Origin of the sequence: Pantoea sp. E2023-21 (assembly GCF_051302795.1) — a bacterium.
Taxonomy (GTDB): Bacteria; Pseudomonadota; Gammaproteobacteria; order Enterobacterales; family Enterobacteriaceae; genus Pantoea; species Pantoea ludwigii_A.
In genome coordinates this window covers 1,411,088-1,423,965 of sequence record NZ_CP195344.1, presented here as the reverse complement: position 1 = coordinate 1,423,965, position 12,878 = coordinate 1,411,088, and the positions used below count along the sequence as shown (strand labels likewise).

The window sequence follows — 12,878 nt, the reverse complement described above, 5'->3', positions numbered from 1 at the left end:
TGATAAATGCGTTAATGCTTCGTCGGTCTGAATAGCAGACAGTTAGAAGGTTAGTTCCCATTGTATTTCTCATCCCAGTTAGTGCCGCTTCAAGCCCTTTCTCTTTGAGTCTTATCCTAAGTTCTGATTCGTATCTGCAACTCGGCCCTTACGCCAATAGGCTCATTTAAAAGGTAAAAATTATGTCTAACAAAATTCTTGGAACGGTAAAATGGTTCAACTCAGAAAAAGGCTTCGGCTTTATTTCTCCTGAAAATGGCAGCAAGGACGTATTCGTCCACTTCTCAGCCATCCAGGGCACTGATTATCGCTCACTTGATGAAGGTCAGCGCGTTGAGTTTTCAGTTGAAGATGGCCCTAAAGGTCCGTCTGCAACAAATGTATTAGGTCTGTAATTATTCGCATTTATAATCGTTTAAGATGTCCGCACTGCCAGAGTTCACAATATCGCACCTCTGCGTTCGATATTACGAAAATGAACCCACATGGTGCTAAATGTATTTTCTGCAAATCATCAATGATTGTGTTGAAAACTGCATAATAGCGGATGCTCTGCCCTGATAATTATTAGGGCTTATCAGGCAATTGCTTGATTCAAGTATTACTAGCACTGCTCCGGCAGTGCTTTTTTTATGCATAACCCTCCCTTTTTGCTTGCTTATTCCTCTAATCGAGCGTGATGTCACGTGCTATATTTTCCGCTGATAAATAAAATCATCGTAATAACGTGAGAAGTCAACGTGATGCATAAGCCTATTGTTCTCCTGATTTTGCTGCTGTTAAGCGGCTGTGCCCTTAAACAGTACCCACAATCCACCAGCGTGAGCGATGCCGAAGCGCAATCTTATGACTGTACTGCGCTGAATCTGGAAATTGCGAAGACGCTTAGCGTTAAGCAACAGATTGATAAAACCGGAGAATTTGATGCACTGACGGTAATGGGTTTCGTTGGCGATTTTGGTATCGGTAACGGCATCGCAAAAGCAAATGCCAACAGCAAAGCCACAGCGCGTCTGACGCAGTTGCAGGCACTGCAATCCGTGCGTTGCGCACGCAATGTAACTCGATAATCTGCTTACCAAGCCATTATCGGTCGAAAAATGCAGTCAAATAGCTGCAGCCACCATGCGTGAAAAATGGTATAAGATTGGCCCATCTGTTTTATTGCCGGTTAATAAGGATCCCTCATGGCAAACACACAATATCTTCTCTGGGTAATGATTGGCACGTTAACTCTGCTTTGTATCTTTATTGGTGTGGTCGTTGGGCGGGCCAAAAACCCGCGTATTGGGACAATGACATTCGCAGGTTTATTAGCCTTCTTCTTAGTGGCGATATTTTTAATTACTCGCTGATGCAATGAAAGCAGCAATGCGCCATTTCTGCTGGGATCAATTGTGTACAGCATCCCAGCCGCTGCCATTTTGGATATGATCCCAGTAGGGGGTAATTTCCTGTTCACGTTGATAATCGGCGAGAGCAGTAAACAGATTGATAATTTTGTCTGGCTGGTGATCGCGTCGTATAGCGTTCGACACGAGCTTATTTAATAGCGTGATAGCAGCGGGCGTAATCGTACCCATCATCGCTTTACCCACTTTAGGCTACATTGAGGCAGTATAATCCCCGATATAAAACTGCGGCACGGCAGTAATAATATTTTTAATATTACGTTTAATGCCGAAATATCGCACCTCGCTTCCTCCTTTAGAGGTGCCAGGTATTGAGACGTTTGAGGGTGCCGTCAGCTCAACTATCGAGCGAATCAACGTGCTCACCCACGTGTTCAATATCAACATTCATATTGTTGCAAAGATAGTAAGCGGGTAAACCGTTGAAATCATCTTTTATCCACAACACCGCCGATTGAGTATCTTGCAACCTAGTGAAATCATAGAACGTGGGATCGGGATGATTAAAACCGGACATAACAATGAATAAATGCTGATTATCTCCATAAGCCGGTTTGTCACGATAGTGGATATCGAGAGCAGAGCGAAAATTAAAATGTAGTTAGCGGCTTAGAAAAGCGTTCGCCCAGTATAGGCGACCATTTTGGCGCACAATTAATCCTGGCACCCAAAGTGGTATTTAATGTGGCTGTTTCCTGCAGCCACATAAATACTTAGCGAGGTTTACGCGCGGCCAGTAAAAACATCATCGGACGATCGCGCTCTTCTGCCAATGCGGGATTCAGCGCGACCATCTCTTCGCCTGGTCCCCATTCATCGAGATGCACGATTTCAAATCCTGCGCCGATTACTGCATTGATCCACGTTGCCAGCTTGCGATGCTGCTTCTTAACACCGTCGGCAAACCAGTTACTGATGCGTTCACCCTCCTGCTGATAATTATTCACCGGCCAACTGCGGTGCTGTTGCTCATCAACAATCCATTGCTGCTGCGTGGGTGCGGTGTAAATCGGATGCTCGCAGGAAAACACCAGCGCTCCGCCCGGCGTCAGCGCGTCAAACACGGTTGCGAAAAGCCCATCAATATTGGTGAGGTAATGCAGCGCCAGCGAACTGTAGGCAAGGTCGAAGGATGCGTTGAGCTGCAGCGTTTCCAGGTCGGCACGCTGATAGCGAATCTCCGTTCCCTGCGACATCGTTGCGGCTTGCGCCAGCATCTTCTCGGAAACGTCCAGTCCCAGCACGTCATGTGCGCCTTGCTGCTGTGCATAGCGGCAAAACCAGCCGTAGCCGCAGCCTAGATCAAGAATGCGTTTGCCCTGTAATTCGGGCAGCAAAGCACGCAGCGCAGGCCACTCAGGCGCGCCGTCTAATCCTTTAACGGAACGTGGCAAGGTGGCGTAACCGGCAAAAAAATCGGGGTTGTCGTAAATATTCTGGCTCATACAGGCTCCTTTATATGATGCGCAAAGGAGTTTAGGCGTTTAGTGCGAAATGTAAAGTCGCGTAATTATCCCACAAATAACAGATGCACCAGGCGAGCGAGTGATTCCAGCAGCAGCAAGCTGCCAATGAAAATAACGATTAATACACCAATGAATTGTTTCCGTCCGCTCATGCTGTTCCCTCCGCTGGCTAAACCTTACCGACTATACTTTATGCCGGGCTCACTAAACTTCCAGTCAACCGGGGAAGATTACATGCTTTACCAAAAGGTAAACGCGCATATGTGGCGAAACATTTGGGTGGTCGGCGATCTGCATGGTTGCCGCGCCCAACTTGATGCGCAACTGTTCAAGCGGGATTTCGATAAGCAGCAGGATTTATTGCTGTCGGTTGGCGATTTAATCGATCGCGGGCCGGACAGTCCTGGCTGTTTAGCGCTAATAGTGGAACCTTGGTTTCGTTGCGTGCGTGGCAATCATGAACAGATGGCGCTCGCCGCGCTGGAAGGTCGAGATCAAACCCTGTGGATGATGAACGGCGGCGAATGGTTTTGGCAGCTGAAAGGCGCAAAATTAATCGCTGCGCGCCATGCCTTGAAGCGCTGCGCCGAGTTACCGTTGATCTTGCATCTGGATTTTGGCGATCGCGTAGCGGTGATTGCACACGCCGATTATCCTGCCAGCCACTATGCGATGGGGCAGGATGTTGATTGGCAACAAGTGGTGTGGAGTCGCGATCGACTCGGACGCCATCAACGCGGCAGTTCGGCCCACATTGATGGCGCCAGTGAGTTTTATTTCGGTCACACGCCGTTAGAACAGCCGCTCAATGTGGCGAATCAGCACTACATCGATACTGGCGCGGTATTCGGCAATCGTCTTACCCTGGTGCAGTTGCAGTAACGCTTAACGGAACAGGCGTCCGTCGCGCACCAGTTCGCGCGGATAACTGTTTTTAATCCGATTGCCGACTTTCTTAGCCAATCCCAGCGGCTGCTGCTGGTAGGTGACGATCACTTCATCACGATCTGGCAACGTTTCTGGATGAATATCCTGGCCGCGATACCAGGTTTCTGCTTCTGCAGCGGTGAGTTCGAAATCCAGCGCGCTGCCAGGCTGCGTCAACGCAACGACCGCTTCATGCTGCCAGCGATAGCCTTTCGGGAAAGTCTCTGCCATTTTGAGGCCGATGCGCGAGAAGCGCACTTTGCCCAGCCAACTCTCCAGCGCCGCCGGGAACAACCACAGCTCTTTATCGCGCTGCCACAGCGTGTGGTTCTCATCCCATCGCAAGCCTACTTTAGCCGCTGCCTGCTGCACTTCAGCGCTCAGCTTACGGCTGGCCGGAGAGAAGGGCAGTTTGCCAACTTTGTACGTTGGCGTTGGCAGCGCGGGTAAGCTGGCGGTTTTACGCAGGCGAGCGACGAAGAAACCTTCGCTATCGAAAATCTGTGGGAATACGTGTAAAAAACCTTCCGCGGTTAACGCCTGCTCGGCTCCCGGGAACAGATCGTTCAGTGGCACAATTTCAACCGCATCGGGATAACGCTGTTGCAGCCAATGAATAACCTGCTGGTTTTCGATCTGGTTCAGGGTGCAGGTAGAGTAAATCAGCGTGCCGCCGGGTTGTAGCGCATGAAAGGCGCTTTCCAGCAGGTCACGTTGCGTCTCGGCAATCGCTTCAGTACTGGCCAGCGTCCAGTTACGCAGTGCATCGGCGTCTTTACGCACCACACCTTCACCGGAGCAGGGCGCATCGAGCAGAATCGCATCGAAACGTTCTGGCAGTGCCGCGCCAAATACGCGCCCATCAAAATGGGTTAGCGCGACATTACTGACACCGCACCGGCTAATGTTAGCGTGCAACACCTTGACGCGGCTGGCGGAGTATTCGTTAGCCAGAATCGCACCTTCATTACGCATCAGCGCGGCCATTTGTGTGGTTTTGGAGCCTGGCGCGGCAGCCACATCCATGACCTGACGTGCATCGGGCGCGGCGTCAAACAGTGCGGTGACCGGCAGCATTGAGCTGGCTTCCTGAATGTAGAACAGTCCGCTAAGGTGCTCCGCCACGCTTCCAAGAGGCAGGGATTCATCATCGCGCGCTATCCAGAAACCTTCAGCGCACCACGGAATCGGCGACAAACGCCAGCCGTAATTGGCAGTCCGAGTAAGGAAATCGGCCACGCTAATTTTTAAGGTATTAACACGTAAGCTGCGGCGCAGCGGTTGCTGGCTAATGGCGAGAAAGCGTTGCAGTTCGGCGTCGTCAGTCAAGCTGGCACGCATCAGCGCGAGGAAATCTTCGGGAAAGCGATCGGACACGGGCATCTACCGGGAAAAAAAATGAACGCGAAGTGTAACATGCGAAAAAGAATCGGGCAGCCTGGCTGCCCGATTTGCTTAAGGTTGATTAGGGTCCGGAATCGCCGTGCCCCAATTACGCCACTCTTTCGGCGCTTCATCCTGTAGCAGGAAGTGTTTGTTGGCGCCGGCCTGCGGTGCTAACGGCACCGTTGGCGGGGTCGCGAATTGTACGCCACCGCGGATGAACTGCTGGAAGGTGCCGGTTTTCAATACGCCGCCAATCAGGCCGAAATCGAAGTTATAGCCGGAAGCCAGCCAGAACACCGAGTTGTTACGCACCAGATGTTGATATTTCTTGCTGATGCGCAGCGCAATTTGCACGCGGTCCGCCATATTACCCAACGAGGTTCCGGTCACGGTACCCACTTCAACGCCACGGAACAGCACGGGCGTGCCCACCGACAACGATCCGGCTTCAGCGGCATCAACATAAATGGTCAAGCCGTTAAGGTAGCGTGAATCGGTGATCGTGGTTTCCTGCAGTTCAAAGGTGCGCGCCGGTGAACCTTTGCCCGGATCAACGTTGATATAAGGCTGCAGCAGCGTTTCGATATGGTTAACACCCGCCGCGGAAATCTCTGGCGACACCACCGAGAAGCGGCTGCCGATACGCGCGAAGTCCTGCACGTATTCTGGATAAAGCACCGCTTTGGCGTGAACCTGATTGTTATCAGAACTCAGCGCCAATGATTCAACCTGACCAATATTGATGCCGAGATAGCGAATCGGCATACCGGCGGCGAGCTTGCTGGCATCAAAGGTGTGCAGCGTAATCTGGCTGCCAACCGCACGCGCCGCGGTTTCTGAAGAGTACAGCACACGTTTCACGCCTTTCGCCGCCTGCACACCGGTCAGATTATCGAAACTGATCGCGCCTTTAAGCGCACGATTAAGCGGGGACGCTTGCACGGTTAAACCGCTGCCATTGAGCTGCACTTTGGCACCGCCTTCTGCCCAGAACACGCTCTCGTTGGTGAGCAGCTTGCGATATTGCGGCTGGATGTGAATCGAGATTTCAAAGGCATCTGCGCGCGGTACCACATCAACCACTTCGCCGACCTGGAATTTGCGGTAAAGCAGCACCGAACCGGCCTGCACATCCGGCAAGCTGTTGGCGGTGAGTTTCAGCGTAGTCGGCGGCTGTTCGCCGACGATACCTTCTTCCGCACGTTCCGCATCGGCATATAATGGATAACGGTTGGACGGATTACCTTTCGCACCGGGGATCAGGCGAACGCCACCATCTACCCATTCGCGCGCGCTGGCTCCCAGCACCTGCATACCGTCGAGGCCAAACTTCACGTCGAGGCGGCTGTTCACCACAAACTTGCTGTCGGCGTGCACCAGATTACGGTGTTCAGGATTAATCGCCGCTACAAAGCTGATGCCATTTTCATCCAGCGTACGCGAAATTACCTGGCCGATTTTCATGCCATATAGCATTACCGGCTGGCCGGCATCAATACCGTACGTTTCCGGCGCGCTGAGTTTCACCGTCAGCACATCGGGTTTCTGTAGCAGGGTTTCGCTGGCAGGTAACACGGTGAAATGATCCTGCGGTTCGCCTTCACCGGGTACCAGCTCGAAAGTATTACCGGTCAACAGGCTGCTGAGATTGGTGTCGGTCAGGCTGATCTTCGGTGTGCGCATCTCAATGCGAGTCCCGCTGCGCATTAGCCCGGTTACCGAAGGATCCACGGTCAGCTCACCTGTCACTTTACCGCCATCCAGCAGGTTGAGTTTGGTTAAGGTGCCGACTTCCAATCCCTGATACATCAGCGGTGTGCTATCGGCTTTCAGGTTATCGCCGCTCGGCAGATCCAGTTTCACTTGTACGCCGCGCTGACTGCGCGCCAGATCGGGATAAAGCTGGTAGTTGGCATCGACTTCGGCCTGCTGGCCATCATTGGGGGAATCGAAGGCAATCGCGCCGTTAACTAAGGCGGCAAGGCTCTCTAGCTTCACTTTGGCACCGCTCAAGCTGACATCCGCATCAACGCCGGAGACATTCCAGAAGCGACTCTGTTTTTTCACCAGATTGATAAAGCGGCGCTCGATCAGTACATCAATGGTGACGCCATCGGTGCTGTTGTTCAGGCTGTAGTCGTAGACGCGACCGACCGGGATTTTACGGTAATAGACCAGCGAACCGGTGTTAAGCGAGCCGAGGTCTGGCGCACGCAGGTGAATAAGGAGTTCGCCCGTATTCACGCGATATTTCGGTTGCGTATCCAGTGCGGTGAAGTGATCGCTCTCTTTACCTTTGCCCGGCATCATGCCGATGTAGTTACCACCAACCAGGGCGTCAAGTCCGGATACGCCCGCCAGCGATGCTTTCGGCGTTACCAGCCAGAACTGGGTGTCTTCACGCAGGGCATCGCGCATGTCACTTTTGATGCTGGCCTTAATCTGGATGCTTCGATAGTCATCACTCAGCACAATGCCTTGCACCGTGCCCACTTCCACGCCCTGATAGCGGATCGGTGTGCGCCCCGGCACAATCCCGTCGGCGGTCTGGAAGTTAATGGTGATCGTCGTACCGCGCTCCTGATAATTGGTCCACAGCAGCCAGCCAGCGATCAGCAGGGCGATAATGGGCAATAACCAGAACGGCGAAATCTTGCGCTTGTTGCGCAGATTGGCGCTAGTCGGTGTAGTCGGCGTTTCCTGTTGCATGTGCATCCCAGATCAGGCGGCTATCAAGCCACTCTACAGCCATAATGGTCAGAACAACGGCGGCGCCAAAGTAGAAGGCGGCCGGTCCCATGGTAAAAGCCAGTAGCTGATCACGATTGACCAGCGACATGGTTACAGCAATCACAAACAGATCCAGCATCGACCAGCGGCCCACCCAGGTTACGGCGCGCAGCAGGCGAATACGGGTTTTTAAACCCTGTTCGCATTTGAAATGAATACTGAGTAGCAAGGTCAGCATCACTAACACTTTGGTAAAGGGCACCAGAATACTGGCGATAAACACCACGGCGGCCACCGGTATATTGCCCGATGCCAGCCCCAGAATGCCGGAGAAAATGGTGTCTTCGCGGCGTGCGCCATTGACGTACACCACCGAAATCGGTAGCAAATTGGCGGGGATCAGCAGCACAATCGAGGCAATAAGTGCTGACCATGACTTCTGCAAACTGTGGCGACGGCGATAGTCGAGCGGCGTATGGCAACGTGTGCAGCGACCACGTTCATCTGGCACACCGGTTTGATGGCAGTTCAGACACACTTGCCACTCTTCCGGCGGGGAAGTGGGCAACGCTTGCGGATAATAGTGTTCCCAGAGCTGCTCAACGTTAAGGTGAATCAGCGTCAGCAGGCTCAGCACCGTCAGCGCAATATAGGCCACTAAGCCGTAGCCCACTTCCAGCGAGGCGTAATCCTGCACTTTTATAGAGGCCACCGCCACGCCGACCAGATAGATATCCAGCATCACCCACTCTTTGAGCTTATCCATCATCAGCAGGACCGGGCGCAGATTCATACCGAGCGCGTTGCCCACCCACAGATAGAGGATGCCCGCCACGAGCGTCACGGGCGCGCCAATGGTGCAGAATGCCACCATCGATGCTGTTAACGTATCGCCCTGTTGCGCCATTTGAATCACGCCTTCCAGCAGACTGGCGTTAATGCGCATGCCAAGCAGGCGGATATCGACCAACGGCAAGCTAAAGGCGAACGGCATCAACACGATCATCACTACTGCCATGGCGGTGAGTCGCGTCATCGACCAGTCACGACCGCTCTGAATTTGTGCATGACAGCGAGGGCAATAGGCTGTCTGATGTGATTTCACATCCGGTAAGGAAAAAAGGGTATCGCATTGCGGACAACGCTGATAACGTGCGTGGGGCAACGTCTGGCTGATAGCGTGAATTTTCATAGGTGACGCAAGTGCCCATCGTTCGTTACTTTTATCGGCATGCTGAGCAGTGCAAATTTGCCTGCAATATTCGGTGGTACCAGAATTCTCTTATCCACCGCCTGCTAAGGGTATAGTAACTAATAGAATGATTCACCTTATGCGCCTGGATTATTAGTGCTTATTTTAACAACTGAGTGACATCAAGGTCACCACAGTGACGAGTTATGGTTGAACAATGAACAAAAAAGCTTTTTACGAGGATTTGAATCGCGATGTCCGCGCCCTGTTGGCGGGTGAAACCTCGTTCCTGGCCGCGCTCGGCAACTGCAGTGCGCTGCTTTTTGAACGCCTGGAAGGCGTTAACTGGGCAGGATTCTATTTACTGACTGAACCGAACACGCTGGTATTGGGTCCGTTCCAGGGCAAAATCGCCTGCGTGCGTATTCCGGTTGGTAAAGGTGTCTGCGGTACTGCGGTGGCTGAGGATAAAGTGCAATTGGTGGAAGACGTGCACGCGTTCCCGGGCCATATTGCGTGCGACGCAGCCAGTAACGCTGAAATCGTGATTCCTCTGAAAGTAAATGGCACCCTCGTAGGTGTTTTAGACATTGATAGTACGGTTTATTCTCGCTTCGACAACGAGGATAAATCGGGGCTGATGGCCCTTACCGACGGGCTTTGTGAAGTGCTGGCGGGCAGCGACATCGTAAAATTTATTCAGCTGACGCACAGCTAATCGACTGGATCACATAGCATTTGGCGATGTTGTCATTATAATGTCGCCTGTTCATGCCTGCTCTGGTCGGCAAATCCGTTGTAATCAGGAAATTTCATGGAAAATCAACCTAAGTTGAATAGCAGTAAAGAAGTCATCGCCTTTTTGGCGGAACGTTTTCCGCAATGCTTTAGCGCCGAAGGCGAGGCGCGTCCGCTCAAAATCGGCATTTTTCAAGATCTGGTCGAGCGTGTTCAAGGCGAACTTAGCCTGAGCAAGACGCAACTGCGTTCTGCCTTACGTCTTTATACCTCTAGCTGGCGTTATCTGTATGGCATCAAAGCGGGTGCTATTCGTGTCGATCTCGATGGCAACGCCTGTGGCGTGCTGGATGAGCAACACGTAGAACATGCGCGCAAGCAACTGGAAGAAGCTAAAGCACGCGTTCAGGCGCAGCGCGATCAGCAGAAAGCGAAAAAGCGTGAAGCCGGTGCAGAAACCGCTGAACGTCGTCCACGCAAACCTGCTCCGCGTAAAGCTGCCGAAGGTGATGCACCGCGTAAGCCGCGTCCACAGGCGCCGCGTGCGGCCGCTACTGAACGTGCAGACGCACCGCAGCCACCGCGTGCTAAACCTGTCACTGATACCTCAACGTTGCAGCCCGGCCAGAACATCAAAGTGACTGCAGGCAAAGGTGCAATGGACGCTACCATTCTTGAAATTACTAAAGATGGCGTTCGGGTTCAGCTCGCTTCCGGCATGGCTATGATTGTGCGCGCAGAACATTTGCAGTTCTGAAACGGAGGCTGACCCTGGCATGAACAACATTTTAAAGATCGGTATGATCGCGGGCCTGCTTTTAGCAGGCCCCACCTTTGGTGCAGATAATATTACCCGCGCCGACCAGATTCCCCAGTTACACGAAGATCCCCAGCATCCCACCGTCAGCGAACGCGTTACTTCACGCTTCACCCGCTCTCACTATCGCCAGTTCGATTTAAATCAGGACTTTTCAGCGAAAATCTTTGATCGCTACCTGAATTTGCTCGACTACAGCCACAACGTGATGCTGGCCTCAGATATTGCGCAATACGCCGACAAAAAAAGTACCGTTGGTGATGAGTTCCGCAGCGGTAAGCTGGATGTGTTTTACGATCTCTACAATCTGGCGCAAAAACGCCGCTTTGAGCGCTATCAATATGCGCTGAGCGTGCTGAACCGCCCTATGAATTTCACCGGCAATGACACTATTGACATTGACCGGGCAAAGTCGCCTTGGCCAAAGAGCGTTGATGAGCTCAACGCGCTATGGGATGCCAAAGTTAAATATGACGAACTGAGCCTGAAATTGGCCGGTAAAGATGAGAAAGAGATCCGCGAAACGCTGACCAAGCGTTACAACTTTGCCATCCGTCGCCTGGCACAAAGCAACAGTGAAGATGTGTTCCAGCTTGCGATGACCGCGTTTGCGCATGAAATCGACCCGCATACCAACTATCTTTCACCGCGCAATACTGAGCAGTTCAACACCGAAATGAGCCTGTCGCTGGAAGGTATTGGCGCAGTGCTGCAGATGGATGACGATTACACGGTGATTAACTCGATGGTCGCGGGCGGTCCGGCTGCGAAGAGTAAATCGATCAGTGTGGGCGATCGCATCGTCGGTGTCGGTCAGCCTGGCAAGCCGATGGAAGATGTGATTGGCTGGCGTTTAGATGATGTGGTTTCAAAAATCAAAGGGCCAAAGGGCAGTAAAGTACGCCTGGAAGTCTTGCCAGCGGGTAAGGGTGCCAAAACCCGCACCGTTACGCTGACGCGTGAGAAGATCCGCCTGGAAGATCGGGCTGTGAAAGGCACCGTGCATAATGTGGGCAAAGAGAAAGTCGGCGTGCTCGACATTCCTGGCTTCTACGTTGGCTTAACTGACGATGTGAAAGTGCAGCTGCAGAAACTACAAAAGCAGAATGTCGACAGCGTGGTGATCGATCTGCGTACTAACGGTGGCGGCGCATTAACTGAAGCGGTTTCGTTGTCGGGGCTGTTCATTCCGAGCGGTCCAGTGGTGCAGGTGCGTGATAACAATGGCCGCGTTCGTGAAGACAGCGATAACGACGGCATTGTTTATTACAAAGGACCGCTGGTAGTGCTCGTCGATCGCTTTAGTGCCTCGGCTTCTGAGATCTTCGCTGCTGCAATGCAGGATTATGGTCGTGCGCTAATCGTTGGTGAACCGACTTTTGGTAAAGGTACAGTGCAGCAATATCGCTCGCTGAATCGCATCTACGATCAGATGCTGCGTCCGGAGTGGCCAGCGCTGGGTTCGGTGCAGTACACCATTCAGAAGTTTTATCGCATCAACGGTGGCAGCACCCAGCGTAAAGGCGTCACGCCTGATCTGCTGATGCCAACCGGCGTAGAAGCAGCAGAAACCGGTGAGAAATTCGAGGACAACGCGTTGCCTTGGGACAGCGTGAATGCGGCAAGCTACACCAAAACCGGCGATATCGCGCCGCTGGTACCGCAGCTCACCAAAGAGCACGCCGATCGCATCGCGAAAGATCGTGAGTTCCAGTACATCATGAAAGATATTGCGCGTTTCGATGCGATGAAAGAAAAACGTAATATCGTCTCTCTCAATCTTGCCCAGCGTGAGAAAGAGAATCGTGAAGATGATGCACTGCGTCTGGAGCGTATCAACGCACGCTATCAGGCAGAAGGCAAAGCACCGCTGAAGAGCATTGAAGATCTGCCGAAAGATTATAAAGAGCCGGATCCGTATCTGGATGAAACGGTGAAAATCGCTAACGATATGGCCCAGCTGGAGAAATCTCAGCCGGCCACGGTAGGCGCGAAATAACCCATCGGCCTCTCAAATAGCACCGCTTAGGCGGTGCTTTTTTTTTACACTAAAATCGTTATTAAAAGGTGCGAATGCACCGAATTGCGCACTTTGCAGCTTAATGTAAAGTTATGTCTTTTTAGGCACTTAAAGATTAAGGTTGCTTGAAATGCGCAGCAATGACCATAGGATAGATATCCGCGCATTTGCGCGTGCACAACTGAGGAAG

13 protein-coding genes are annotated in these 12,878 nt (G+C 52.3%); 8 read left to right on the top strand and 5 right to left on the bottom strand.

From position 1 onward, the window contains the following. The first annotated feature begins 182 nt into the window (after positions 1 to 182). The 4 genes from cspE (at position 183) to ACRQ84_RS06760 (ending at position 1,355) form a co-directional block, all read left to right on the top strand. Positions 183 to 395 (top strand): transcription antiterminator/RNA stability regulator CspE, encoded by a 213-nt coding sequence (gene cspE / locus ACRQ84_RS06775; protein ID WP_007889586.1) that lies wholly within the window; start codon positions 183 to 185, stop codon positions 393 to 395. A gap of 2 nt (positions 396 to 397) precedes the next feature. Next, positions 398 to 541, top strand: coding sequence for a cold shock small protein YmcF (gene ymcF, locus ACRQ84_RS06770; protein WP_101764610.1), 144 nt, complete (start codon positions 398 to 400; stop codon positions 539 to 541). Between the two features lie 202 nt (positions 542 to 743). Further along, the gene (locus tag ACRQ84_RS06765; protein WP_483817550.1) at positions 744 to 1,070 is read left to right on the top strand and encodes a hypothetical protein; all 327 of its coding nucleotides are present in this window, start codon (positions 744 to 746) and stop codon (positions 1,068 to 1,070) included. Between the two features lie 117 nt (positions 1,071 to 1,187). Then, positions 1,188 to 1,355 carry a hypothetical protein gene (locus tag ACRQ84_RS06760; RefSeq protein WP_196762328.1) on the top strand — a complete coding sequence of 56 codons (168 nt, stop codon included), beginning with the start codon at positions 1,188 to 1,190 and terminating at the stop codon, positions 1,353 to 1,355. Between the two features lie 36 nt (positions 1,356 to 1,391). Here ACRQ84_RS06760 and ACRQ84_RS06755 read toward each other — a convergent pair whose 3' ends face one another. Both ACRQ84_RS06755 and ACRQ84_RS06750 read right to left on the bottom strand, forming a co-directional pair. Beyond that, entirely contained in the window at positions 1,392 to 1,586 is a 195-nt protein-coding gene (locus ACRQ84_RS06755; RefSeq protein WP_483817549.1) for a hypothetical protein, read from the bottom strand. Positions 1,587 to 2,125: 539 nt separating this feature from the next. Beyond that, entirely contained in the window at positions 2,126 to 2,857 is a 732-nt protein-coding gene (locus ACRQ84_RS06750; protein ID WP_483817548.1) for a class I SAM-dependent methyltransferase, read from the bottom strand. A gap of 255 nt (positions 2,858 to 3,112) precedes the next feature. Between ACRQ84_RS06750 and ACRQ84_RS06745 the strand changes: the two genes are divergently transcribed. Beyond that, positions 3,113 to 3,760, top strand: coding sequence for a metallophosphoesterase (locus ACRQ84_RS06745; protein ID WP_483817547.1), 648 nt, complete (start codon positions 3,113 to 3,115; stop codon positions 3,758 to 3,760). Between the two features lie 3 nt (positions 3,761 to 3,763). On the opposite strand, the gene rsmF is transcribed toward ACRQ84_RS06745, so the two are convergent. The 3 genes from rsmF to yebS all read right to left on the bottom strand — a co-directional run bounded on the left by rsmF (position 3,764) and on the right by yebS (position 9,113). After that, on the bottom strand, positions 3,764 to 5,188 hold the full coding sequence (gene rsmF, locus ACRQ84_RS06740) for a 16S rRNA (cytosine(1407)-C(5))-methyltransferase RsmF (protein ID WP_483817546.1): 1,425 nt from the start codon (positions 5,186 to 5,188) through the stop codon (positions 3,764 to 3,766). Between the two features lie 72 nt (positions 5,189 to 5,260). Beyond that, positions 5,261 to 7,900 (bottom strand): PqiB family protein, encoded by a 2,640-nt coding sequence (locus tag ACRQ84_RS06735; protein ID WP_483817545.1) that lies wholly within the window; start codon positions 7,898 to 7,900, stop codon positions 5,261 to 5,263. Then, positions 7,869 to 9,113, bottom strand: coding sequence for a membrane integrity lipid transport subunit YebS (gene yebS / locus ACRQ84_RS06730; RefSeq protein WP_483817544.1), 1,245 nt, complete (start codon positions 9,111 to 9,113; stop codon positions 7,869 to 7,871). Before yebS ends, ACRQ84_RS06735 begins: the two co-directional genes overlap by 32 nt. A gap of 217 nt (positions 9,114 to 9,330) precedes the next feature. On the opposite strand from yebS, the gene ACRQ84_RS06725 reads away from it, so the two are divergent. From ACRQ84_RS06725 to prc, 3 genes are all read left to right on the top strand, one after another. Next, on the top strand, positions 9,331 to 9,831 hold the full coding sequence (locus ACRQ84_RS06725) for a GAF domain-containing protein (protein WP_064738899.1): 501 nt from the start codon (positions 9,331 to 9,333) through the stop codon (positions 9,829 to 9,831). A gap of 96 nt (positions 9,832 to 9,927) precedes the next feature. After that, positions 9,928 to 10,608, top strand: coding sequence for an RNA chaperone ProQ (proQ, locus tag ACRQ84_RS06720; protein WP_483817543.1), 681 nt, complete (start codon positions 9,928 to 9,930; stop codon positions 10,606 to 10,608). A 19-nt stretch (positions 10,609 to 10,627) separates the two neighbouring features. Next, positions 10,628 to 12,667: a carboxy terminal-processing peptidase gene (gene prc / locus ACRQ84_RS06715; RefSeq protein WP_064738897.1), complete on the top strand. Its 2,040-nt coding sequence runs from the start codon at positions 10,628 to 10,630 to the stop codon at positions 12,665 to 12,667. Positions 12,668 to 12,878 lie beyond the last annotated feature (211 nt).

What these genes read in the sequence shown, in the direction of transcription:
- cspE (WP_007889586.1), top strand. Translation starts at nt 183, where the DNA reads ATGTCTAACAAAATTCTTGGAACGGTAAAATGGTTCAACTCAGAAAAA.
- ACRQ84_RS06750 (WP_483817548.1), bottom strand. Translation starts at nt 2,857, where the DNA reads ATGAGCCAGAATATTTACGACAACCCCGATTTTTTTGCCGGTTACGCC.
- ACRQ84_RS06725 (WP_064738899.1), top strand. Translation starts at nt 9,331, where the DNA reads ATGAACAAAAAAGCTTTTTACGAGGATTTGAATCGCGATGTCCGCGCC.
- proQ (WP_483817543.1), top strand. Translation starts at nt 9,928, where the DNA reads ATGGAAAATCAACCTAAGTTGAATAGCAGTAAAGAAGTCATCGCCTTT.
- prc (WP_064738897.1), top strand. Translation starts at nt 10,628, where the DNA reads ATGAACAACATTTTAAAGATCGGTATGATCGCGGGCCTGCTTTTAGCA.
- ACRQ84_RS06765 (WP_483817550.1), top strand. Translation starts at nt 744, where the DNA reads ATGCATAAGCCTATTGTTCTCCTGATTTTGCTGCTGTTAAGCGGCTGT.
- ACRQ84_RS06755 (WP_483817549.1), bottom strand. Translation starts at nt 1,586, where the DNA reads ATGATGGGTACGATTACGCCCGCTGCTATCACGCTATTAAATAAGCTC.
- ACRQ84_RS06735 (WP_483817545.1), bottom strand. Translation starts at nt 7,900, where the DNA reads ATGCAACAGGAAACGCCGACTACACCGACTAGCGCCAATCTGCGCAAC.
- rsmF (WP_483817546.1), bottom strand. Translation starts at nt 5,188, where the DNA reads ATGCCCGTGTCCGATCGCTTTCCCGAAGATTTCCTCGCGCTGATGCGT.
- ACRQ84_RS06760 (WP_196762328.1), top strand. Translation starts at nt 1,188, where the DNA reads ATGGCAAACACACAATATCTTCTCTGGGTAATGATTGGCACGTTAACT.
- ACRQ84_RS06745 (WP_483817547.1), top strand. Translation starts at nt 3,113, where the DNA reads ATGCTTTACCAAAAGGTAAACGCGCATATGTGGCGAAACATTTGGGTG.
- yebS (WP_483817544.1), bottom strand. Translation starts at nt 9,113, where the DNA reads ATGAAAATTCACGCTATCAGCCAGACGTTGCCCCACGCACGTTATCAG.